The sequence below is a fragment of the Pseudomonas sp. HLS-6 genome, assembly GCF_002753995.1.
GTDB classification, from domain to species: Bacteria; Pseudomonadota; Gammaproteobacteria; order Pseudomonadales; family Pseudomonadaceae; genus Aquipseudomonas; species Aquipseudomonas defluvii.
The window spans coordinates 1,352,501-1,375,477 of sequence record NZ_CP024478.1; the positions used below are offsets into that span (position 1 = coordinate 1,352,501).

The 22,977-nt window shown below is 57.9% G+C and carries 20 protein-coding genes and 2 tRNA genes; 13 read left to right on the top strand and 9 right to left on the bottom strand.

Annotated elements, in window-relative coordinates:
* Positions 1–23 precede the first annotated feature (23 nt).
* Positions 24–1,361 (bottom strand): 30S ribosomal protein S12 methylthiotransferase RimO, encoded by a 1,338-nt coding sequence (gene rimO / locus CS390_RS06190; RefSeq protein ID WP_065760801.1) that lies wholly within the window; start codon positions 1,359–1,361, stop codon positions 24–26.
* Positions 1,362–1,627: 266 nt separating this feature from the next.
* Between rimO and CS390_RS06200 the strand changes: the two genes are divergently transcribed.
* Positions 1,628–3,526 carry a potassium transporter Kup gene (locus CS390_RS06200; RefSeq protein WP_065760799.1) on the top strand — a complete coding sequence of 633 codons (1,899 nt, stop codon included), beginning with the start codon at positions 1,628–1,630 and terminating at the stop codon, positions 3,524–3,526.
* Positions 3,527–3,572: 46 nt separating this feature from the next.
* On the opposite strand, the gene CS390_RS06205 is transcribed toward CS390_RS06200, so the two are convergent.
* The 4 genes from CS390_RS06205 to CS390_RS06220 all read right to left on the bottom strand — a co-directional run bounded on the left by CS390_RS06205 (position 3,573) and on the right by CS390_RS06220 (position 8,018).
* On the bottom strand, positions 3,573–4,868 hold the full coding sequence (locus CS390_RS06205; RefSeq protein WP_099773794.1) for a virulence factor family protein: 1,296 nt from the start codon (positions 4,866–4,868) through the stop codon (positions 3,573–3,575).
* Positions 4,868–7,510, bottom strand: coding sequence for a bifunctional lysylphosphatidylglycerol flippase/synthetase MprF (gene mprF / locus CS390_RS06210; RefSeq protein ID WP_099773795.1), 2,643 nt, complete (start codon positions 7,508–7,510; stop codon positions 4,868–4,870). Before mprF ends, CS390_RS06205 begins: the two co-directional genes overlap by 1 nt.
* Before the next feature lie 224 nt (positions 7,511–7,734).
* A tRNA-Met gene (locus CS390_RS06215) sits at positions 7,735–7,811 on the bottom strand.
* A 130-nt stretch (positions 7,812–7,941) separates the two neighbouring features.
* Positions 7,942–8,018, bottom strand: a tRNA-Met gene (locus CS390_RS06220).
* Positions 8,019–8,226: 208 nt separating this feature from the next.
* On the opposite strand from CS390_RS06220, the gene dinB reads away from it, so the two are divergent.
* Positions 8,227–9,291 (top strand): DNA polymerase IV, encoded by a 1,065-nt coding sequence (gene dinB, locus CS390_RS06225; protein WP_065760796.1) that lies wholly within the window; start codon positions 8,227–8,229, stop codon positions 9,289–9,291.
* Positions 9,292–9,336: 45 nt separating this feature from the next.
* Here dinB and CS390_RS06230 read toward each other — a convergent pair whose 3' ends face one another.
* From CS390_RS06230 to CS390_RS06240, 3 genes are all read right to left on the bottom strand, one after another.
* On the bottom strand, positions 9,337–10,290 hold the full coding sequence (locus CS390_RS06230; protein ID WP_099773796.1) for a hypothetical protein: 954 nt from the start codon (positions 10,288–10,290) through the stop codon (positions 9,337–9,339).
* A 20-nt stretch (positions 10,291–10,310) separates the two neighbouring features.
* Entirely contained in the window at positions 10,311–12,026 is a 1,716-nt protein-coding gene (locus tag CS390_RS06235; RefSeq protein WP_099773797.1) for a proline--tRNA ligase, read from the bottom strand.
* 165 nt (positions 12,027–12,191) lie between these two features.
* The gene (locus tag CS390_RS06240; protein WP_099773798.1) at positions 12,192–13,457 is read right to left on the bottom strand and encodes an OprD family porin; all 1,266 of its coding nucleotides are present in this window, start codon (positions 13,455–13,457) and stop codon (positions 12,192–12,194) included.
* A 797-nt stretch (positions 13,458–14,254) separates the two neighbouring features.
* On the opposite strand from CS390_RS06240, the gene CS390_RS06245 reads away from it, so the two are divergent.
* Together CS390_RS06245 and CS390_RS06250 are read left to right on the top strand one after the other, a co-directional pair.
* Positions 14,255–14,680: an HIT domain-containing protein gene (locus CS390_RS06245; protein ID WP_065761592.1), complete on the top strand. Its 426-nt coding sequence runs from the start codon at positions 14,255–14,257 to the stop codon at positions 14,678–14,680.
* Positions 14,681–14,683: 3 nt separating this feature from the next.
* Positions 14,684–14,890, top strand: a complete 207-nt coding sequence (locus CS390_RS06250) for a SlyX family protein (RefSeq protein ID WP_065761591.1) — start codon at positions 14,684–14,686, stop codon at positions 14,888–14,890.
* A gap of 68 nt (positions 14,891–14,958) precedes the next feature.
* On the opposite strand, the gene CS390_RS25500 is transcribed toward CS390_RS06250, so the two are convergent.
* Positions 14,959–15,540: a cold-shock protein gene (locus CS390_RS25500; protein WP_099773799.1), complete on the bottom strand. Its 582-nt coding sequence runs from the start codon at positions 15,538–15,540 to the stop codon at positions 14,959–14,961.
* A 327-nt stretch (positions 15,541–15,867) separates the two neighbouring features.
* Here CS390_RS25500 and CS390_RS06260 point away from each other — a divergent pair, with 327 nt between their 5' ends.
* The 9 genes from CS390_RS06260 to ybgC all read left to right on the top strand — a co-directional run bounded on the left by CS390_RS06260 (position 15,868) and on the right by ybgC (position 22,977).
* On the top strand, positions 15,868–16,338 hold the full coding sequence (locus CS390_RS06260) for a Dps family protein (protein WP_065761589.1): 471 nt from the start codon (positions 15,868–15,870) through the stop codon (positions 16,336–16,338).
* A 263-nt stretch (positions 16,339–16,601) separates the two neighbouring features.
* Positions 16,602–16,931, top strand: a complete 330-nt coding sequence (locus CS390_RS06265; RefSeq protein WP_065761588.1) for a ribbon-helix-helix domain-containing protein — start codon at positions 16,602–16,604, stop codon at positions 16,929–16,931.
* A gap of 111 nt (positions 16,932–17,042) precedes the next feature.
* Positions 17,043–17,264 carry an FmdB family zinc ribbon protein gene (locus CS390_RS06270; RefSeq protein ID WP_065761587.1) on the top strand — a complete coding sequence of 74 codons (222 nt, stop codon included), beginning with the start codon at positions 17,043–17,045 and terminating at the stop codon, positions 17,262–17,264.
* A 94-nt stretch (positions 17,265–17,358) separates the two neighbouring features.
* Positions 17,359–19,134, top strand: a complete 1,776-nt coding sequence (aspS, locus tag CS390_RS06275; RefSeq protein WP_099776564.1) for an aspartate--tRNA ligase — start codon at positions 17,359–17,361, stop codon at positions 19,132–19,134.
* Between the two features lie 103 nt (positions 19,135–19,237).
* Entirely contained in the window at positions 19,238–19,984 is a 747-nt protein-coding gene (locus CS390_RS06280; protein ID WP_065761586.1) for a YebC/PmpR family DNA-binding transcriptional regulator, read from the top strand.
* 116 nt (positions 19,985–20,100) lie between these two features.
* A complete protein-coding gene (ruvC, locus tag CS390_RS06285) occupies positions 20,101–20,625 on the top strand; it encodes a crossover junction endodeoxyribonuclease RuvC (protein ID WP_065761585.1) in 525 nt (174 codons plus the stop codon).
* Between the two features lie 106 nt (positions 20,626–20,731).
* A complete protein-coding gene (ruvA, locus tag CS390_RS06290; protein WP_099773800.1) occupies positions 20,732–21,340 on the top strand; it encodes a Holliday junction branch migration protein RuvA in 609 nt (202 codons plus the stop codon).
* Complete coding sequence (gene ruvB / locus CS390_RS06295; RefSeq protein WP_099773801.1) at positions 21,341–22,396, top strand: Holliday junction branch migration DNA helicase RuvB; 1,056 nt, start codon at positions 21,341–21,343, stop codon at positions 22,394–22,396.
* 125 nt (positions 22,397–22,521) lie between these two features.
* Positions 22,522–22,977 (top strand): tol-pal system-associated acyl-CoA thioesterase, encoded by a 456-nt coding sequence (ybgC, locus tag CS390_RS06300; protein ID WP_065761582.1) that lies wholly within the window; start codon positions 22,522–22,524, stop codon positions 22,975–22,977.

Genomic DNA, 22,977 nt, shown 5'->3' on the forward strand with positions numbered 1-22,977 from the left:
AGGGCTTTTTCAGACGCGGTTGATCAGAGGGTTTCGGCCCACAGATCGTATTCGTCGGCTTCGGTTACGCGGCACTGCACCTTGTCACCTGGCTTGAGGTCGCGGTCGCTTTCGACATAGACCACACCATCGATCTCTGGCGCATCGAAGAAACTGCGGCCAATGGCGCCTTGCTCGTCGACTTCATCGATGAGCACTTCGATTTCCTTGCCAACTCGCAATTGCAGGCGTGCGGCACTGATTTGCTGTTGATGGGCCATGAAGCGGTCCCAGCGATCCTGCTTGACGTCGTCTGGTACGACTTCAAGGCCCAGGTCATTGGCCGGTGCGCCTTCGACGGGCGAGTACTGGAAGCAGCCGACACGGTCAAGCTGGGCCTCGCTGAGCCAGTCGAGCAGGTACTGGAAGTCTTCCTCGGTTTCACCCGGGAAGCCAACGATGAAGGTCGAGCGGATAATCAGCTCTGGGCACTGCTCGCGCCATTTCTTGATGCGTGCCAGGGTCTTGTCTTCGAAGGCCGGCCGCTTCATCGATTTGAGCACTTTCGGGCTGGCGTGCTGGAACGGAATGTCCAGGTACGGCAGGATTTTGCCCTCGGCCATCAGTGGGATCACGTCGTCGACGTTTGGATACGGGTAGACGTAGTGCAAGCGCACCCAGACCCCAAGGCTACTCAGTGCTTCGCACAGTTCGAGCATGCGGGTCTTGACCGGGCGACCGTTCCAGAAATCGGTTTTGTACTTGACGTCGACGCCGTAGGCGCTGGTGTCCTGAGAGATCACCAGCAGCTCCTTGACGCCGGCCTTGACCAGGCGCTCTGCCTCGCTCAGCACTTCGCCCACCGGGCGGCTGACCAGCTTGCCACGCATCGACGGGATGATGCAGAAGCTGCAGCTGTGGTTGCAGCCTTCGGAAATCTTCAGGTAGGCGTAGTGGCGGGGCGTCAGTTTGATGCCTTGTGGTGGCACCAGGTCGATCAACGGGTTGTGGTCCTGCTTGGGCGGAATCACTTCGTGGACGGCGTTGACCACTTGTTCATATTGTTGCGGACCGGTCACGGCCAGTACGCTTGGGTGTACGTCGCGAATGGCGCCTTCTTCGACACCCATGCAGCCGGTGACGATCACCTTGCCGTTTTCGGCAATGGCTTCACCGATCACTTCCAGCGACTCGGCCTTGGCCGAATCGATGAAACCACAGGTGTTGACCACTACCACATCGGCATCCTGATAGGTGGGCACGACTTCGTAGCCTTCCATGCGCAGTTGGGTCAGGATGCGCTCGGAATCAACCAGGGCCTTGGGGCAACCCAGGGAAACAAAGCCAACCTTGGGCGTGGTGGGCGTAGGGGTGGTGGACATGACTAACCTCGGTGTTGAAGAGGTTGCCAGGCCGAATGGCACGACAACCTTGGCGGGCGTTTGGGCGCCTCTGATCAAAAAGTGCGCAATTCTAGCGAGCGTAATCCTACTTGACCAGCAGAAATACGACGAACGCTGCGCTATGCTTCGCGGCGTTGTGCCAGCGTTGATGTCAGTTGCTGCGGGTCACCGTTCGCGGATTGCATAAATGCTAGCATCTGGCGCGAATTTCTCAGGCTTCAGGGGCTTGGTTGCGGGAGTGGTTGATGGTTCAGGCAAGCAGTCATGCCGATACCGGGCAGTCGGCGGCAAAACCGCTAAGCCTGCTGGTGGCAGCGGTCGGGGTGGTTTACGGTGATATCGGGACCAGCCCTTTGTACACCCTCAAGGAAGTCTTTTCCGGCGGCTATGGGGTACCGGTCAACCATGATGGAGTACTGGGTATTCTGTCATTGATCTTCTGGTCGCTGATTTGGGTTGTGTCCATCAAGTACGTGCTGTTCATCCTGAGGGCTGATAACCAGGGTGAAGGCGGGATCATGGCGCTGACGGCGCTGGCCCGACGAGCAGCGTCTCCGTATCCGAAACTGCGCACGTTACTGGTGGTATTCGGTTTGTTCGGTGCGGCGCTGTTCTACGGCGACAGCATGATCACCCCAGCAATCTCGGTACTGTCGGCTGTCGAGGGGATGGAGTTGGCCTTCGAGGGCATTGGCCATTGGGTCATTCCGGTGGCGCTGGTCATTCTGGTGGGGCTTTTCCTTATCCAGCGTCATGGCACGGCTCGAATCGGCATTTTGTTCGGTCCGGTGATGGTTGCCTGGTTTCTGGTACTGGCTTCGCTTGGCGTGCATGGCATTGTTCAGCGGCCTGAAGTGCTTCAGGCGCTCAATCCCCTGTGGGCGGTACGCTTCTTCATTGTGCATCCCGGTATGGGCGTAGCGATTCTTGGGGCGGTGGTGTTGGCGTTGACGGGTGCTGAAGCACTGTATGCCGACATGGGGCATTTTGGTCGCAAGCCCATTGCACGGGCCTGGTTTGCCCTGGTGTTGCCAGCGCTGGTGCTCAATTACTTTGGTCAGGGTGCCTTGATCCTGGAGACGCCGGATGCCGCACGCAATCCGTTCTACCTGTTGGCACCGGACTGGGCGCTGATACCTCTGGTCGGTTTGGCGACGCTGGCGACGGTCATTGCCTCCCAGGCGGTGATTTCCGGGGCCTTTTCCCTGACTCGCCAGGCGATCCAGCTTGGCTATGTGCCGCGTATGCACATCCAGCACACCTCCAGTGACGAGCAAGGGCAAATCTATATCGGCGCCGTGAACTGGTCGCTGATGGTCGGGGTGATTTTGCTGGTGCTCGGTTTCGAGTCCTCGGGTGCGCTGGCCTCCGCTTACGGTGTAGCCGTGACCGGGACCATGCTGATCACGACCTTGCTGGTTTCTGCTGTCATGTTGCTGTTGTGGAAGTGGCCACCGGTTCTGGCTGTACCGGTATTGGTAGGCTTTCTCTTGGTCGACGGGCTGTTCTTTGCCGCCAACGTGCCGAAAATTTTCCAGGGTGGCGCGTTTCCGGTCTTGGCGGGTGTTGTCCTGTTCATGTTGATGACCACGTGGAAGCGCGGTAAACAGATTCTGGTTGAACGGTTGGATGAAGGAAGCCTGCCGCTGCCGATCTTTATCAGCAGTATCCGCGTGCAGCCGCCCCATCGGGTTGAAGGTACTGCAGTGTTCCTCACTGCACGGGCGGATGCCGTGCCCCATGCGCTGCTGCACAATATGTTGCACAACCAGGTGTTGCATAAACAGGTCGTGCTGCTGACTGTAGTCAACGAGGATGCGCCGCGCGTGCCTGCCCAGCAGCGCTTTGAGGTCGAGGCCTACGGTGAGGGCTTCTACCGGGTCATTCTGCACTTCGGCTTCATGGACGAGCCAGATGTGCCTGCAGCACTGAAGTTGTGTCATCTCGAGGAACTGGACTTCAGCCCAATGCGCACCACCTACTTCCTCAGCCGGGAGACCGTGATCGCTTCGCGTCTTGTGGGGATGGCGCGGTGGCGTGCGACGGTGTTCGCGTTCCTGCTGAAGAATGCCAACAGTAACTTGCGCTTCTTCAACCTGCCGCTTAACCGCGTGATTGAACTGGGAACCCAGGTCGAAATGTAACGGGCAAAAAAACGGGCTCCGCTGGGAGCCCGTTTGCACAGTCGACTTACTGTTGTTCGGCGACGTTGGTTTTACCTTGACGGTTTTCGATGCCGTCGATCAGGCGTTTAGCCAGGGCCGGGTAGTTCTCGTCGAAGTGATGGCCGCCCGGCAGCTTGAGCCGCTCGCCGACGGCCGTACTTTCGGTACAGCCACTTTCGTCGGTTTCCTCCATGCCATAGACACAAAGCACCTTGGCAGCGGGCAGTTTGGCCATTTCCGGGCCGGTTGGCGCCTCTTTGCCAGCATTGCCCAGCCAGCCTTCGACTTCGATTTCAAAGCTGCCACTGCGGGCAAAGGCCAGCAAAATCACTGCGTCAATGCGCTTTTGATCTTCGCTGGGTAAGCGGTTGTAGATTGCCGGCAGCACGTCGGCGCCGAAGGAGTAGCCCGTGAGTACGAAGCGCTTGGTGCCCCATTTCTGGCGATAGTGTTGCATCAACTCGGACAGGTCGACGGCGCTTTGCTCTGGAGTTTTGTGCTGCCAGTAGTAACGCAGGGTATCGATACCTACCACCGGGTACCCCAGTTTGGCCATTTCACCCGCGACGTCCCGGTCCAGGTCGCGCCAGCCGCCGTCACCGGAGAGGAACAGCGTTACGGTGTCAGCCGTCTGCCCGGCAGGTACTTCAACAACCGGGATGCTCATGGCGTTGCCGTCCTGACCAATCAGTGCCTGGGTCAGTTGAGCCTTGAGTACTTGAGGCAAGTGGACGTCGTAGTCGCTGATGCTGGTTTCTGCATTTTGCTGATCACGGACGAAGGCCGCACTGGCGTCATCCGGATTGTCGTTCCAGGCCACGCTCCAGTGGCCGTGCGCGGCTGACTTCGGCAGAGGGGCAGGGCAGCCTGCCTGCTCAAGGGTGAAATCGACCGAAATCGCCTGAGCCTTGTCGTTTGTCTGTTCGGACAGCCAGCGCCATGCCTGTGCGGCGCCAGGGCCGATGCCCGCAACCAGAGTGGCGTCGCCCTGAAGTTGCTTGAGCGCCTCCTGCACAACCTGCTGCTGTTTAGCGCAGTCGGTGACCGGCAGGATCACTTGAACGAGTTGGGCGCTGCCACTCTGGCTCAAGTCGAGCAGTTGTTTATCACTCAGGGTTTGATCCTGAGGGACGGCTACGAGCACGCGGGCCTTGGCTTGGGTGCCAGGCGTTGTACGGGTCACGGGGCTACCGTCTTGCAGTGACAGGTGTTCCAGTTGTGCCTGTGGTGCTGGTCGTGTCCAGAGCCAGAAGCCCAAGGCGACGGCAATCAGGGCTGCCACCAAGGTTGTCAGTGCGTACAGCCAATAGCGTCGAATCATTAGCGTTTCACCAATCCAGTCAGGCCGCCGGCGATCAGGGCGGCAGTGTCGGCCAGCGCTACCAGCGGATCAAGTCCTGCGGGTACGGCCATGTAACGGGGTTCCCAGTCGGGCTGGAACTTGTCTTTGAAGCGGCGCAGGCCCTGAAAGTTGTAGAGTTGTTCGCCGCGCTGAAAAACCAATGAGCCCAATCGTTGAGTCAGTGGTGCGCCACGCCGTGGTTGTAGCCCGGACAAGGGCACCATGCCCAGGCTGAAACGAGCGTAGTCATGTTTTTTATAGTGTTGGATCAGACCGATCATCATGAATTCCATGGTCAGCTTCGGTGCTTCTGGGTGCGCGCGCATCAGGTCAAGGCTGGCCAGTTCATGGCTGTGGGTTTCCAGCAGGTTGGCGAACGCCACCGGACGGCCTTCGAACCGGATCAAGGCAATGCGAAAGTGCTGCAGGTAATCGGCGCTGAAGCGGCCCAGTGAGAAGCCTTTCTCACGTACGTTCTTACCGGTCAGCCACGCATCGGATATGACCTTCAGTTCTTCCAGCGGTGCTTCTCCTGGTTCATGAATTTCCAGGGTCAGCCCGTCCCGACCGCCGCGGTTCCAGGTGTAGCGCAGATCCTTCATTTCCTTGCCCTTGGCTTCAAGGTCGAAGCGCTTGAGGTCGACGCGTGCTTCTTCGCCCAGCTTGAGTGCGGTCAGGCCGATGTCCATATAGAACGGCAGGTTCTCCGCGCGTACCTGATAGAACACCGGGCGGGCGTGGTGAACATCGCAGAGGTCGCGGAACTGCCAGATCATCTCGGCACGTTGTTGAGCAGGGCCGATGGGGTCATACAAGGCGACCAGGCTGCGACCGCGACGTGCGTACATCAGGAAGGCATTGTCATCGGGGTGAAACAGCAGGGCCTTGTCGCCGGTCAGGGCCAGGCCACCGTCGGGCTGGTCCGAGGCGAGCAGGATGTGCTTGGCGCGCTGCAGTTCGTCGTCGTTTGGCAGGTGAATGACAGGCTTGGCGGTGCGCAGTAGCCACGTGAGTGCAACGATCACCAGCAGTACTGCGCTGCCCAGCGTCGAGCGCAGGCCGCGCGGTGCGTCAGCATCCAGGGTGAATTGCCACCACAGTTGATGGCTGTAAGGAACGTCCTGATAGGCGAATAGCAGAAGCCAGATCGAGGCACCCAGTACGCAGGCGCTGGCGACGACGTAGACAGGTGAAAACGGTAACTCCAGAAGGCGGCTGGGGCGATAGAACGAGCGACGAAACAGCGCCAGCAGGCATGCGGTGAGGATCAGAATGCTGGCCTCTTCCCAGTCGAAACCCTTGAGCAAGGACAGCAAAGCGCCCACCAGCAGCAGGATGGTGGTTAGCATCCAGGCTGCCGAAAGGCGCCGACGCAACCCTTGGGCCAGCAGTAGGCAGAGTACGCCAACCAAACTGGCGCCGAAGTGAGATGCGTCGATTAACCGATGGGGTACCAGGAAGCCCATGTGTTCCAGGCGGGTGTCAATCTCAGGGGTAGCACCCGAAAACAGCAGGACCACACCGGAAAGGAACACCAGAACCGCCAGTACTGGCGCGGCAAGGCCGGAGGCCGCCCGCATGGCTTGACGGGCAAAAAGAAAGCGTCTCGCCTCGGTGGCCAGCAGCGCTACGCAAGCCAGCAGCAGAGGAAGCACTACATAGATCAGTCGGTAAATCAGCAGTGCGGCAGCCAGTGGGGCAGCACCCAATTGGTTGGCGAAGGCTGCCAGCAGAATGGCCTCAAATACACCAACGCCGCCGGGAACATGACTCAATACACCAGCAGCCAGTGCGATGAGGTAAACCAGCAGGAAGGCCCCAAAGGGCGGTGCTTCTGGCAGGAGCAGATAAAGCACTGTGGCTGCAGCGGCGACATCCAGTGCAGTAATGACCAGTTGCAGTGCGGTCAGTCGAACGCCTGGCAGGCGCAAGGTGCGTCGACCAATCTGAACCAGCAGGTTATCGGCAATGGGTTGTTCGGGCAGGCGTCGACGGTAAAGGCCAAACGCAAGGAGCGCGCTTAGCGCGAGAACCAGTACCGCAAGGCTCGCCAGCAGGCTCGCTGGCAGGCGCAGCGCCGTAGACGCAGCGTGCAGGTCGCTAAGGGTCGCGAGCGCCGCCAGTGGCGGTAGCGCGCAACCCAGGGAGAGGCTGGCGAACAGGGTCATGCGCGCCACCTCGGAAGCCCCCAGGCCATGCCGCGCATAGAGGCGATAGCGCACGGAGCCACCAGACAGCAGGGACAGGCCAATGGCGTTGCCAATGGCAAAAGCAGTAAAGCCACCCAGTACCAGGGTTTGGGGGGCAAGCTTCACATTGGCATAGCGGCTGGCCGACCACTCATAACCGAGCAGGATGATAAAACCGATCAGGGTAGCCAGCAGTGCACCACCAAGTGATGGCAATGGAACACTCAGCAGTGAGTCGTGCAGCGCATAGATATCCAGCTCGTTGAGCATGTGCCGGCAAGCCACCAGCGCAATGCCGAACAGCAACAAGGTTACAGTCAGGCCAATGGGCTGGCGGTACTTGCTGACGCGCTCAAGCCAGCGCAAGCGCTGCGGCGCAATTGGCTGTGCTGCCGTTACGGAAGTCTCGATGTCAGTGGTGTGAGTGCGCATCAATCACCTATCGGATTGTGCGCGACAGGATGGAAGTACCCAGTCAAGTTACCAATCCCTGTGGAAAAGATTTACAGAATATTACCCTGTCATGATGCTTATGCGATGCACCGGGTTGGTTAAAGAAGTTTCATGCTGCCCTGGAGTAGGGCGGAGAGGGGGGGGGCGTATGACGAGCGCAAAAAAAAAGGCCACTTTTTTCAAAGTGGCCTTTTTCAGACGTTTGGTTGCGGGAGCCGGATTTGAACCGACGACCTTCGGGTTATGAGCCCGACGAGCTACCAGGCTGCTCCATCCCGCGTCTGTGGGGCGCATTCTACAGCGTTGGCTATTGCTGTCAATGCTTAATTATTGAATTTCAATGGAAAACCCTGTGGGCTTTTTTCGGCGCAAAGAAAAAGGCCACTCTTTCGAGTGGCCTTTTCTTAATCTGGTTGCGGGAGCCGGATTTGAACCGACGACCTTCGGGTTATGAGCCCGACGAGCTACCAGGCTGCTCCATCCCGCGCCTGTGGAACGAGATTCTACAGTTTTGCGCGATGCTGTCAATAGCGATGTGGAAAAAAACCTTTTCGTTCAAATATTTAGCCAGCCTGTAATGCCCTGCGAGGCAGGCGGGCCATGGCTTGTGCCGGGTTTTGCATCCTGTCGGGTGCACGGCTCGGCAACAGGGTGAGATACTGCGAGCACTCTTTTTACGGGTTGCTTGGCCAATCATGCCTCAACGCAAGATCATCCATATCGACTGCGATTGCTTTTATGCCGCCATCGAAATGCGCGATGACCCCCGCTTGGCGGGTCGGCCTATGGCGGTCGGCGGCGCTGCCGAGCGGCGAGGGGTCATTGCGACCTGTAACTATGAGGCCCGGGCCTTCGGTGTGCGCTCTGCCATGTCATCACGGCATGCGCTAAAGCTGTGTCCAGACTTGTTGATCGTCAAGCCGCGCATGGATGCTTATAAAGAAGCATCGCGTGAGATACAAAACATCTTCCGCGACTACACCGATCTCATCGAGCCCCTGTCTCTGGATGAGGCTTACCTGGATGTGTCAGACAGCCCGCACTTTTCCGGTAGCGCCACGCGCATTGCCGAAGATATCCGTCGGCGGGTTTCCCAGCGTTTGCACATCACGGTCTCGGCGGGAGTGGCGCCCAACAAGTTTTTGGCCAAGATCGCCAGTGACTGGCGCAAACCCAACGGCTTGTTTGTGATTACGCCTGCGCAGGTTGAGGAATTTGTCGCGGTGTTGCCGGTGAGCAAGCTGCATGGTGTCGGCAAGGTAACGGCGGACAAGCTCGGTCGGCTGGGCGTTGTCAATTGCCTGGAGTTGCGCGATTGGAGTCGCTTGGCGCTGGTGCGCGAGTTTGGCAGTTTTGGCGAGCGACTTTTCAATTTGGCGCGGGGCATTGATGAGCGCGCCGTGCAGAATGATTGTCGGCGTCAGTCGGTCAGTGTTGAGAACACCTATGATGCCGACTTGCCCGATCTGGCAAGTTGTCTGGATAAATTACCCGCATTGCTGGATGCACTGGCAGGTCGCATGGCGCGTATCGATAGCAGTTATCGGCCAGGTAAACCGTTCGTCAAGGTCAAGTTCCATGACTTCACCCAGACCACGCTGGAGCAGGCGGGGGCAAGCCGCGACTTGGAGAGCTATCAGCATCTGATGAGCCAGGCATTTGCCCGTGGCGGCAAGCCTGTGAGGCTACTTGGGATTGGGGTGCGCTTGCAGGATTTGCGCGGGGCCCATGAGCAACTAGAGCTGTTTTCGCTCGATTGAGGTGGGGCACGTCAGGCACGTACCCACTACTCATCGGTCAGGTAATCAGTGAGCGCCAGGATCGGCAACCAGACGGCCGGCTTCTGTGGTCAGTGACTTGAGGAACTCCTGCTGCAGTTCTGGATCATTGCGGGTCAGCTCGATCAGGCTCTGCTCCAGTTCGCTCGCCTCTTCTTCCATGCCCAGTTCTGAAAGACGCTTGACGCGATGAACCCATTGGCTGACTTCATCGTCTTCCAGGTCGTCGAAAATCAGGTCGTGGGCTTCTACCAATTTGCCACGCAGCGTACTGCTGAGCAGCAGGCTGGCATCGGCACGGACGTTGTTTTCCTCATCGGTTACTTGCAGATGCAAGGTGCCGACATGGCTGAGGTTTTGGTCGGTGAAGGGGTCGTCAAGCAGGTTCAGGCGCAGAATACCGTTACGGTCGGTAGTCAGCTCATGTGTCAGCTTGCCTGCCTTGATCTCCACGGGGCGTTCGCTCCAGGGCAGGCTGGTTTTTTCCTGGCGCTTGTCCTTCTGAACCTCATCGATAGCGGCCAGGTTCTGCTGGGCGCGACCGTTGGATTGTGTGTTCATGAATGGGTTCAGGCCAGCGAAGCCATAGCTGAGCCAGTCGTGAGTAACGCTGTCTGGCAGATTGCCCAGTGTGAAGACGTTGACGATGTTAGCGCCTGCACCGGCTACCACCGCGACCGCACCCAGCGGGATCTCATAGATTTCCCGCCAGGGCTGATAGGGGGTGTAGCGATCGTAACGACGCGTCACTTCAAACTCGGTGACTTCGAAGTTTTTCTGCTCTTGAATGCGCACGCGGCGTTGTGGCAGCTCAAGCACCTTGGGCTCCCCGACATCGATCTGCAGGCTATGCTCGAGCAATTTGCGCTCGATGCGCTCCTCGTGCTCGCTGCGCTGGGACATCTGATTGGCGCAGCCGCTGAGGAGCAGGGCACCGCACAGTGCGGTGCCCCCCAAGGTAAAGGTACTTCGCTTGAACATGATTACTCTTGCGTTGGCTGTCAGCGACGGATGCGAGCTTGCAGGAACGACAGGGCATCGGCCAGCGCCAGAGGCTGAGCGTCGCGTTCGGTGCGGTGCTTGTACTCCAGGTTGCCTTCGGCCAGGCCGCGATCACTGATTACGATCCGGTGTGGGATGCCGATGAGTTCCATGTCGGCGAACTTGATGCCAGGGCTGGTCTTCTTGTCACGATCGTCCAGCAGAACCTCGAAGCCGGCAGCGGTCAGGTCGGCATACAGTTTGTCGGTCGCTTCACGAACCTGCTCAGTCTCATAGCGCAGCGGTACCAGTGCGATCTGGAACGGTGCCAGGGTATCGCTCCAGATAATGCCGTTTTCGTCATAGTTCTGCTCGATTGCAGCCGCAACGACACGGGATACGCCAATACCGTAGCAGCCCATTGTCAGGGTTACAGGCTTGCCGTTCTCGCCCAGTACCTGGCACTTCAGGGCTTCGCTGTACTTGGTGCCGAGCTGGAAGATATGCCCGACCTCGATGCCGCGCTTGATGACCAGAGTGCCTTTGCCGTCAGGGCTTGGGTCGCCTTCCACGACGTTGCGCAGGTCAGCGATCTGCGGAACCGGCAGATCGCGCTCCCAGTTCACGCCGAAGTAGTGCTTGTCGTCGATGTTGGCGCCGATGGCAAAATCGCTCATCAGGGCTACGGAGCGGTCGATAATGCACTCCAGTGGCAGGTTCAGCGGGCCCAGGGAGCCGGCGCCAGCACCAATGGCGTCGCGCAGTTCGGCGTCGCTGGCCATGACCAGCGGGTCAGCGACCTGCTCAAGTTTGGCGGCCTTGATTTCGTTCAGTTCGTGGTCGCCACGTACAACCAGGGCAACCAGCTTGCCTTCTTCGGCGCCATGAACGATCAGGGTCTTGATGGTGCGCTCAATCGGCAGGCCGTGGCCTTCGACCAGTTGGGCGATGGTCTTGGTATCTGGCGTATCGACCAGGCGCAGTTCCTCGGTAGGGGCAGGGCGAGCCGTTTCCCGTGGAGTCGCTTCGGCTTTTTCGATGTTCGCTGCGTAGTCGGAGCTGTCGCTGAAGATCACATCGTCTTCACCTGACTCGGCCAGTACGTGGAACTCGTGGGAGTAGGAGCCGCCGATGGAGCCGGTATCGGCTTCTACCGGACGGAAGTTCAGGCCCAGGCGAGTAAAGATATTGCAGTAGGCCTGGTGCATGCGGTCGTAGGTCTGCTGCAGGGAAGCCTGGTCGGTATGGAAGGAGTAGGCATCCTTCATGATGAACTCGCGGCCACGCATCAGGCCGAAGCGTGGGCGGATCTCATCACGGAATTTGGTCTGGATCTGGTACAGGTTAAGTGGCAGCTGTTTATAGCTGTTCAGCTCGTTGCGGGCCAGATCGGTGATGACTTCTTCGTGGGTTGGGCCGACGCAGAACTCACGGTTGTGTCGATCCTTCAGGCGAAGTAGCTCTGGGCCGTACTGCTCCCAGCGGCCAGACTCCTGCCACAATTCGGCAGGCTGGATGCTTGGCATCAGCACTTCCAGGGCTCCGGCAGCGTTCATTTCCTCGCGCACCACGGCTTCGACCTTGCGCATTACCCGCAGGCCCATCGGCAGCCAGGTATAAAGGCCGGATGCCAGCTTGCGGATCATGCCTGCACGCAGCATCAGTTGGTGGCTGATGACGACTGCATCGGAAGGGGTTTCTTTCTGGGTGGCGAGCAAATATTGACTGGTGCGCATGGTAGGCCGTTGTCGGTTGCTTAACTGAAATGACCCGCATTGTACGGGCGGGATTCGGTGACGTACAGGATGGTGGCGGCTGAAACTGCTGCTATCTGTTTGCAACAAAAGAAAAAGCCCGGCAATGCCGGGCTTTTTCGTACTGATTACCGGTAGCCGAAGGGCTTACAGGATGCTCAGCGGGTACTCGACGATCACACGTACTTCGTCGATGGATGGCGAACCGTAGTAAACGCCGTCTGCGGAGCGGTAGGTCGCCTGGCGAACACGGAAGCTCAGGTCTTTTGCTGGGCCTTCCTGCAGGACGTACTTCGCTTCGATGTTACGCTCCCACTCTTTGCCGTTGTTAGTACCTTCTACGTTAGCATCGGTACCACGGATATAGCGGGTCATGAAGCTCAGGCCTGGAACGCCGTAGGTGGCCATGTTCAGGTCGTAGCGAGCTTGCCAGGATTTTTCGTCTTCAGCGTTGAAGTCGGAGCGTTGTACCGAGTTGGCCAGGAAAATGGTACCGCCACCATCAACGCCATAAGCGTAGTCACCGTCACCGGTTACACGCTGATGGGCAAGGGTGAATGTATGAGCGCCAATGTTGTATGCAGCCGAAAGGCTGAACGCACGGTTGTCAAGTTTTTGACCGTCATACGCAGTGACGTTGTTAGCGCCTTCGCCTTTGGTGTCATAGATGTTGAAGTCGAATACCAAGCCTTGCGCGTCGCTGATTGGCAGGCTCCAGTTCACGTTGGCGTAGTACTTGCGCCAGTAATCTTCTACTTTCGAGTAGTACAGGCTGGTGCTCAGGGTGTCGGTGATTGCGTAGGTGCCACCGAGAACATCAGCTTGTTTCAGGTGCAGGCTGTCACGGTCGGTTTGATCTTGGGCGTTGATGCCAGTGAAGTGACCGGCGTGCAGGGTCAGGCCTTTGATTTCGTTGCTGGTGATCAGGGCGCCCTCTGCAACTTCAGGCAGCAAACGGCTGTCGTCGGTAGCGAGAACCGGCAGCGCGGTGAATTGGTCGCCGACTTTCAGAACGGTGTCAGAGATGCGGAGTTTGACTGCGCCACCACCCTCGGAGTAGTCGTCTTGCGAGCGACCATCAGAGCCCGTCGGGAACAAGCCGGTGCCTGCACGGCCTTTGCCGCTGTCCAGTTTCAGACCCAGCAAGCCAATGGCGTCTACACCAAAACCAACGGTGCCTTGGGTGAAGCCCGATTCAAAGGTACCGATGAAGCCTTGGCCCCACTCTTCGCGGCGGCTCTGGCCGCTGTCGTTATTGCGGAAGTCACGGCTGAAATACAGGTTGCGAAGTTTGACGTTCAGCGCGCTGTCTTCAACAAAACCCTTGGATTCATCCTGGGAAGATGCCATTGCCAGTTGTGAGGTGCCCGCGGCTACGGCCAGGGCGATAATGCTCCACTTCATCACGCGCATCGTGACTTGCTCCTTTGGTTTTTAGGAAGAGTTGCTGCCAGCCCAACTGGTTTTTTTATGCGGGCGGCTCTTTCTTTTTTTGCGTCGGCGGAATGTATATCACGCTGACGCATGTTGGCGATACTTGCGAAATGAACCTTTCGGTAACTTTACGGTCATGTCGCAAACAGTGTTGTCCCTGTCGCAAATCACGTCCCGGTTTTACGGGGCGTAGAACTCCAGCGCTGTTTTGGGCGGCTTAAGGATAGGTAAAAATAATCTAACCCTCGGCGCCAGCAACTCCCTGGTTACCCATGCAGCTGTTGTTATCTGTCGCACTCACCGTGTTCAGGCTGGTGCTGTGTCGACTATGGTCAGCAATGAATGCAACAAGCGTGCACAAAGCAGTGTCGGTCTCACAAATTTTTCACCTTTTTTTACGAAAACGCCTGCAAATGCCGAAAACGCGGGGGGCTAAGATCGCTTGGTTTGATCGGTTCTGTACTAATGACATAAGGCTTTTTTCGGGTTTTCACGTGGGCGTTACTGTCGGTGCAACGGGTGTTGGGTAGATTTTGGATACTCGCTGCATTCGGCTGGAGCGGGTGGCGTCATTTTGGTGCGAAAAGTAGCGCTTCTGTTACCGTTAGATTGTTAGCTACGTAACTAAGGGGCTTTTGTTTCAATAAATTGGCGCTGCTGGTGCGTGTGGCCTTGATCGGTCGTGCTCTGTCGGATGAACAGCGGTATTCTGCGTGTAGTGGTCTGCTTGGTGTCAATGCAAGTGAGACGGGTTATCGACTGTCGGGAGATGTGCCGTGTTTGTTCTGGATCCGCGCCTTGAACAGGATACGTATGTGCTGGGTGATTTTCCGCTCTGCCGTCTGTTACTGAGTAAGGATGCGAACTACCCTTGGTTTATTCTGGTGCCTCGCCGTGCTGAAGTCAGTGAGTTGTTTCAGCTTGATGGGGGTGATCAGCAGCAGCTCTGGAAGGAAACGACTGAGCTGGCTGAAACCCTCAAAGACAGCTTTGCCGCAGACAAGATGAATGTGGCAACGCTGGGGAATGTGGTCAGTCAGTTACACATGCACGTCATTGTTCGGCGTCGGAGTGATCTGGCCTGGCCTTCGCCGGTGTGGGGGCATTCGCCTGCCAGTGAGTACACGGCAGAGCAGCTTGCCGAAATTCGCCAGCGCCTGAAGATGGCGCTGGATAATGATTTTCAAGTCGTGGAGGGTTGAGCCATGTCCCTTGAGTTAAGAATCATGGAACTGGAGAGCCGCCTGGCATTTCAGGACGACACCGTTCAGGCATTGAATGATGTGCTGGTCGAGCAGCAACGTGTGGTTGAGCGCCTGCAGTTGCAAATGTCGGCGTTGCTCAAGCGCTATGAGGAGATGGTAGGTCAGTACCAGAGCGCTGAAGAGGAAGCGCCGCCTCCGCATTATTGAGAGTACCGTTCAGCGGGTACAAAAAAACCGCGATCAGCCAGGCTGTCGCGGTTTTTTATTGTGTGCAATCAGCGGCGTGGTGCGGCAATCACGTCCTCTGCCTGGAGGCCCTTGTCGCGGTTCATGACCGAGAACTCAACACGCTGGCCTTCGACCAGTACTCGGTGGCCTTCCCCGCGAATGGCGCGAAAGTGAACGAAGATGTCATCGCCAGAGTCGCGGGAAATGAAGCCGAAGCCTTTGGAGGTGTTGAACCACTTCACGGTGCCTGTATCACGATTGCTCATGTCGTAGTTGGGGGCTTGATTGTGAAGGGGGCGGGTTTTTACCAGGTTTGCGATCAGGTGGGTAATGACCGCAAGCACTGCGCAGATCAGGGCGGGCAGGCTTCCCATGTCCTGGCGGGCAAGCAGGGTGATGGTTTGCAGAACCACTGCCAGTACCAGCAGTGCGCTTGCCAGTTGTTGCAGGTGCTGACGAGGACGCGGCAGTGTTGCCACTGGAGCCAGGGTCAGGTTGAGCAGGCCGAAGAGTGCCAGGTAGACGGCGTCCGGTTGCTGCAGGAAAGGTGCCGCATCGGCTCTCAGGCTGGGTATTAAGGACAGCAGCAAAGCGGCTGCGCCCGTCAGGATGTGGACGATCTTGAACATGGTGGTTGGCTCACATTGTATAAGGAGGATCACAGGAAGAGCTGGCTCCATGGCGCGCAGGTGCACATTAGGGCGCAAAAACATGGAGGAGCAGCCTATGCGTCATGGCCTGGATGATTGGTAATGACAACACGCTACCTATTTAACAGCAAAGCTTGGGGGTTCTCAAATCGGCGGTCGGCGGCGGCTCATATGGCATGAGGTTTGGCTGATTCTGCCGCTGCAATCTGTCGCAGGGCTGCCGGGAAGGCTGCAGGGGTAGGCGAGTCTTGGTAGAGTGGCAAACATACCTGCTTGATGAGCAGGCACCATAGGAAGGGGAATGACATGGCAATTGATATCGGTATCAGTGAAGAAGACCGCAAATCTATCGTGGAAGGTTTGTCCCGTCTGTTGTCGGATACGTATGTCTTGTATCTGAAAACGCATAACTTTCATTGGAATGTCAGTGGTCCAATGTTTCGTACGCTACACCTGATGTTTGAAGAGCAGTATAACGAATTGGCCTTGGCCGTGGACTTAATTGCCGAGCGTATTCGTGCGTTGGGCTTTCCTGCGCCGGGAACTTATTCCACCTATGCGCGCCTTTCTTCCATCAAGGAAGAGGAAGGCGTGCCGTCGGCTGAAGAAATGATTCGTCAGCTGGTGGAGGGCCAGGAGGCGGTCGTGCGGACCGCGCGCGGCCTCTTTCCGCTGCTCGACAAGGTCAGTGATGAGCCGACCGCCGACCTGCTGACTCAGCGTATGCAGGTGCATGAAAAGACCGCCTGGATGTTGCGCGTGTTGTTGGATAAGTAATGTTTGGGTGTTAATCAGGCAATATTTCCTTGTCTGATTAAAAAGCCTGGCCCTTTAGGGGTCAGGCTTTTTTATTTATAACGCTGTTGTCGGCGCGCAGGGAAGTGTTTCGTCGGTAGAATTTTTATCTCGTGTCTGGCGGATTGCTCCTACGGCAATAGCGTTTTGTTCTTCTAGAATGAAAATTATGTTGGGCGCTTTATAAGAGGGCGTGCGGCGTTAGTCGCTTATTTGTTCTCTTATTTATAAAGCGTGGTACTGATATGTCTCGAATGTTGAGTCGCGATGCTCGAGGAGCACTTGGCTTTCACGGCGTGACCGTTGATCCGTTCGAAGCGGATTTCAATATGAGCCTGGCACAACCGCTGTCGCGCTCGGTGCGCTTGAATGGCTTTGCGACCTGCCTGCGACTGGAGGAGGTCTACTGGAAGATTCTTGAGCGTATTGCGGTTGCCAATGGTTGCACGGTCAATTGCGTGCTCTCTTATGTGGACCGGGAGGTGCACCTGCGCCATGGTGGCGTGAAAAATTTCAGCGGTCTGGTGCGGGTCATTTGCGTGGTCTACCTGCTTGGCAGGGCTGCCGAGGCCTAGAATCATTCGCCCAGTGGGATGCTGGCGGGCTGCACAGCCTTCCTTAACCATATATAATCGCGCTTTTTACTGCGAGGCGTAGGCCCGCAGCGTAGTTAGCGAGACGTCCTCATGCCCCTGTACGACTATCAATGTGCTTCCTGCAATCATCAGATGGAAGTGCTTCAGAAGATCAGCGCTGCCCCACTGACCGACTGTCCGGCCTGTCAGGCGCCAGCGCTGAAAAAGCTGCTGTCCGTGCCAGGCTTTCGCCTGAGCGGTACCGGTTGGTACGAAACCGATTTCAAGACCGGCGCGAAAAAGAATCTTGCAGGCGGCGACAAGGCTGACTGAGTTGAACTGCACCGGCAGGGTCTTGCACTATTAGCCCCTTGTGGCGCCAAGACCTCCACTGAATTTTCGAATGACGAGAAGCGAAACCACCATCATGATGCGCAGCCATTATTGCGGCCAACTGAACGAGAGCCTGGAAGGTCAGGAAATTACCCTTTGCGGCTGGGTCCATCGTCGCCGCGACCACGGCGGGGTGATTTTCCTCGATATCCGTGATCGCGAAGGCATGGCCCAGGTCGTGTTCGACCCGGATCGCGCAGACAGCTTTGCTGCCGCCGATCGCGTGCGCAGCGAGTACGTGGTGCAGATTACCGGCAAGGTACGTCCGCGCCCGGCCGGAGCGGTCAACCCAAACATGGCCTCCGGTGCCATCGAAGTACTGGGTTACGAACTGACCGTGCTGAACGAAGCGGAAACCCCGCCGTTCCCGCTCAACGAGTATTCCGATGTTGGTGAAGAGACGCGCCTGCGTTATCGCTTTATCGACCTACGTCGTCCGGAAATGGCCGACAAGCTGCGTCTGCGTTCGCGCATCACGTCCAGCATCCGCCGTTTCCTTGATGAAAACGGTTTCCTTGACGTCGAAACGCCAATCCTGACCCGTGCCACCCCTGAGGGTGCGCGCGATTACCTGGTGCCAAGCCGTACGCATGCAGGCAGCTTCTTTGCCCTGCCGCAATCGCCACAACTGTTCAAGCAACTGCTGATGGTGGCGGGTTTCGACCGCTACTACCAGATCGCCAAGTGCTTCCGTGACGAAGACCTGCGTGCCGACCGTCAGCCGGAATTCACCCAGATCGACATCGAGACCAGCTTCCTCGATGAGTCCGAGATCATGGGCCTGACCGAGAGCATGATCCGCAAGCTGTTCAAGGAAGTGCTGGACCTGGAATTCGGTGAGTTCCCGCACATGACCTTCGAAGAGGCCATGCGTCGTTACGGTTCGGACAAGCCAGACCTGCGTATTCCCCTGGAGCTGGTCGATGTCGCCGACCAACTCAAGGAAGTCGATTTCAAGGTATTCAGTGGCCCGGCCAACGATCCGAAGAGCCGCGTTGCCGCGCTGCGTGTCCCGGGTGGCGCGAGCATGCCGCGTAGCCGCATCGACGAGTACACCAAGTTCGTCGGTATCTACGGCGCCAAGGGCCTGGCCTACATCAAGGTCAACGAGCGCGCCAAGGGTGTCGAGGGCCTGCAGTCGCCGATCGTCAAGAACATCCCGGAAGCCAACCTGAACGTGATCCTCGATCGCGTCGGTGCGGTCGATGGCGATATCGTCTTCTTCGGTGCGGACAAGGCCAAGGTGGTCAGTGAAGCGCTGGGTGCCCTGCGTATCCGCGTCGGTAACGATTTCAACCTGCACACCTGCGAGTGGGCTCCTATGTGGGTTGTCGATTTCCCGATGTTCGAGGAAAACGAAGACGGTAGCTTCAGCGCGCTGCACCACCCGTTCACCGCGCCTAAATGCACCCCTGAGGAGCTTGAGGCGAACCCGGCGACTGCGCTGTCGCGTGCCTACGACATGGTCCTGAACGGTACCGAGCTGGGCGGTGGTTCGATTCGTATCCACCGCAAGGAAATGCAACAGGCGGTCTTCCGTCTGCTGGGTATCGAGGCGGCGGAACAGGAAGAGAAGTTTGGCTTCCTGCTTGATGCACTGAAGTTCGGTGCACCGCCACACGGCGGCCTGGCCTTCGGCCTGGACCGTCTGGTGATGCTGATGACCGGCGCCCAGTCGATTCGTGAAGTGATCGCCTTCCCGAAAACGCAGAGTGCGGCCTGCGTCATGACCCAGGCGCCTGGCCTGGTCGATGCCAAGGCCCTGCGTGAACTGCACATCCGACTGCGCGAACAGCAGAAGGCTGAGTAAGGCGAAAACAGGGCGCATCTTCGGATGCGCCCTTGCGTTTCGGTAGTAACAAAGCTGCTGGGCATGCCCGGTAAGTGTTTCAAGCAGAATTCGGAGTTGCGTTATGGCAGGTCATTCCAAGTGGGCGAACATCAAGCACCGCAAAGAGCGCCAGGATGCCAAGAGAGGCAAGATTTTCACCAAGTGGATTCGTGAGCTGACGGTTGCTGCCAAACAAGGCGGTGGCGATCCGGGGTCCAACCCGCGTTTGCGTCTGGCACTGGACAAGGCGCTCGGTGCCAACATGAGCCGTGACATCATCGACCGCGCCATTGCGCGGGGTGCCGGTGCCACTGAGGCCGACAACGTTGAAGAGCTCAGTTACGAAGGCTACGGTCCGGGTGGCGTGGCGATCATGGTCGAGGCCATGACCGATAACCGTAACCGTACGGCTGCAGCAGTGCGTCATGCCTTCAGCAAGTGTGGCGGCAACTTGGGCACTGATGGTTCTGTGGCGTACCTGTTTGAGCGCAAAGGGCAGATATCCTTCGCTGCCGGTGTCGATGAAGACGCGCTGATGGAGGCGGCCATGGAGGCCGACGCCGATGATGTGGTCGACAACGGCGATGGTTCCTTCGATGTCTTTACCTCCTTCGCCAGCTTCTATGCTGTGCGCAGTGCGCTTGAAGCGGCGGGCTTCAAGGCCGCAGATGCGGAAATCGTGATGCAGCCGACTACCAGTGCCGAGCTGGATCTGGATGGCGCGCAGAAGGTGTTGAAGCTGATTGATATGCTGGAAGACCTGGATGACGTGCAGAACGTCTATTCCAATGCGGAAATTCCTGACGAGATCATGGAACAGCTCGCCTGAGTCTTTTGTTACGAGCTTTGTTCGAAGCCGGACCGCAGCCATTGCCTTGCACTGGCTGCGGTCCGGCTTCTGTCTTTTGACCGGCGCATCAAGGCGTCATTGTGCATGCGGGCGTTATGACTCTGATTCTTGGTATCGACCCAGGTTCGCGGATTACCGGCTACGGTGTGGTGAGACATACCGGGCGTGGCTGTGAGTATGTCGCCTCGGGTTGCATTCGCACTGGCAATGGAGAGCTGCATGAGCGCTTGCACATCGTTTATCGCGGCGTTCGCGAGATTATCCAGGCGCATGGGCCGGTAACGATGGGTATTGAGCGCGTATTCATGGCACGCAATGCCGACTCGGCGCTAAAGCTTGGCCAGGCGCGTGGCGCGGCCATTGTCGCCGCCGCCGAGGAGGGGCTGGAGATTGCCGAGTACACGGCGACTCAGGTCAAGCAGGCGGTTGCCGGTACGGGCGGGGCGAACAAGGAACAGGTGCAGATGATGGTCATGCACCTGCTCAAACTGACCCAAAAGCCACAGATCGATGCCTCCGACGCCTTGGCAATTGCACTGTGCCATGCGCACACCCGATCCAGTCTGGTGCCGCATGGGTTGGGTAGCGCCCGCAGCCGCAGCGGGCGTCTGAGGCTCTGAACGCCACATGGGTTCAGGTAGATTTTGCCGGTGCGTTGTCCCGTGCTGCTGTCTGTGCTGTTAAGGTGAGCGGCGTGTTGCTGTCACCCTTGGAAAGGATCGAAACGTGATTGGACGTTTGCGCGGGACGTTGGCTGAAAAGCAGCCTCCGCACTTGATTATTGACGTCAACGGCCTTGGCTATGAGCTGGAAGTGCCGATGACGACCTTGTATCGCCTGCCCAAGGTGGGTGAGGCGGTGACCTTGCACACCCATCTGGTGGTGCGAGAGGACGCTCATCTGCTCTATGGGTTCCATGAGAAGCGTGAGCGCGAGTTGTTTCGCGAACTTATCCGGCTCAATGGTGTGGGGCCCAAGTTGGCGCTGGCACTGATGTCAGGGCTGGACGTCGATGAACTGGTACGCTGTGTTCAGGCGCAGGATGCTTCAGCGCTGGTCAAGGTTCCGGGGGTTGGCAAGAAGACGGCCGAGCGATTGCTGGTTGAGCTCAAGGATCGCTTCAAGGCCTGGGAGACCGCGCCGAGCCTGTTCGCCTTGGTGCCCAATGGCCCGCTGCCGGTTGCGCCAGTCTCCAGCGCCGAGTCGGATGCTGTCAGTGCGCTGATTTCCTTGGGTTACAAGCCGCAGGAGGCCAGTCGGGCGGTGGCCGCTGTGGACGCCAAGGGACTGAGCAGTGAAGAACTGATCCGCCGCAGCCTGAAGGGAATGATCTAAGTGATCGAAGCAGACCGTTTGATTGCAGCCACCGGGCGTGATCGAGAAGAAGTTCAGGATCGGGCTATCCGTCCATTGCGCCTGGCCGAGTACATCGGTCAGCCGGTTGTGCGCGAGCAAATGAGCCTGTTCATTCAAGCTGCTCGTGGGCGCAATGAGTCGTTGGACCATACCCTGATATTCGGCCCGCCAGGGCTGGGTAAAACCACATTGGCCAATATCATTGCCCAGGAAATGGGGGTTTCGATCAAAAGCACCTCGGGCCCGATTCTGGAGCGCCCCGGCGACCTCGCGGCGCTGCTGACCAACCTTGAGCCGCATGATGTGCTGTTTATCGATGAGATTCATCGGTTGTCGCCGATCGTGGAGGAGGTGTTGTATCCGGCAATGGAAGACTTCCAGCTGGATATCATGATCGGTGAGGGGCCGGCTGCTCGCTCGATCAAGCTCGATCTGCCGCCGTTTACGTTGGTTGGCGCTACCACGCGTGCGGGGATGTTGACCAACCCGTTGCGTGATCGTTTCGGTATTGTGCAGCGCCTGGAGTTTTACAGCACGGAGGACCTGGCGACGATCGTCAGCCGCTCCGGTGGCATTCTGGGTTTGCCAATCGAGGACGAAGGCGCATTCGAAATCGCTCGGCGCGCGCGTGGTACCCCGCGGATTGCCAACAGGCTGTTGCGTCGGGTGCGTGACTATGCCGAAGTACGTGGCAAGGGGCATATCACCAAGCCTGTCGCGGATATGGCCTTGAACCTGCTGGATGTCGACGAACGTGGCTTTGATCATCAAGACCGTCGTCTACTGCTGACCATGATCGAAAAGTTTGATGGTGGGCCAGTCGGTGTCGACAGCCTTGCCGCGGCGATCAGTGAAGAGCGGCATACTATCGAAGATGTCCTGGAGCCATATCTGATTCAGCAGGGCTATATCATGCGGACGCCGCGTGGGCGGGTGGTGACCCGGCATGCTTACTTGCACTTTGGCCTCAACATTCCGGCTCGTGCGGGTGAGGCGGGTCGTGACGACGGTTTCGCCGTTCCGGCTGACGAGTGACAGATTTATCTCGCGTTTTCGTGGTCCTATTGCCAGGCATGGAAGGGTTGAGCTGGCAATACGACATATTCGATGAAAAACAGTTGCCGGCGCGGATTGGCAAGTTCAGGAGTAAGCACTAGAGTATGCGCGCGCAAAATGGGGTTGAGCCATTCGCACATCGCTGTCGCGTCTATTACGAGGACACCGATGCGGGTGGCGTAGTGTATTACGTCAACTATCTGAAGTTCATGGAGCGCGCCCGCACTGAGCGGTTGCGTGACCTGGGGTTTGCCCAGTCGGAGTTGGCGACACAGAACATGTTGTTTGTCGTGCATTCCAGCGAGGCGCGTTATCACGCGCCAGCGCGTCTGGACGATGAATTGCGGGTGACGGCGCAGGTGCTCGAGCTGAATCGAGCCAGCTTGCGCTTCGTGCAGCAAGTCTGGCGCGAAAACGATAATACGCTGCTCTGCGAAGGGCAGTTTCTGGTGGCCTGTGTGCGCGCCGATACGTTCAAACCCAGGGCCATTCCCTCCGAGCTGCGAGCGGCATTTGTCGAAGCGGGCGGCCCGGGTACACATTCAAATGCAGGAGATTAA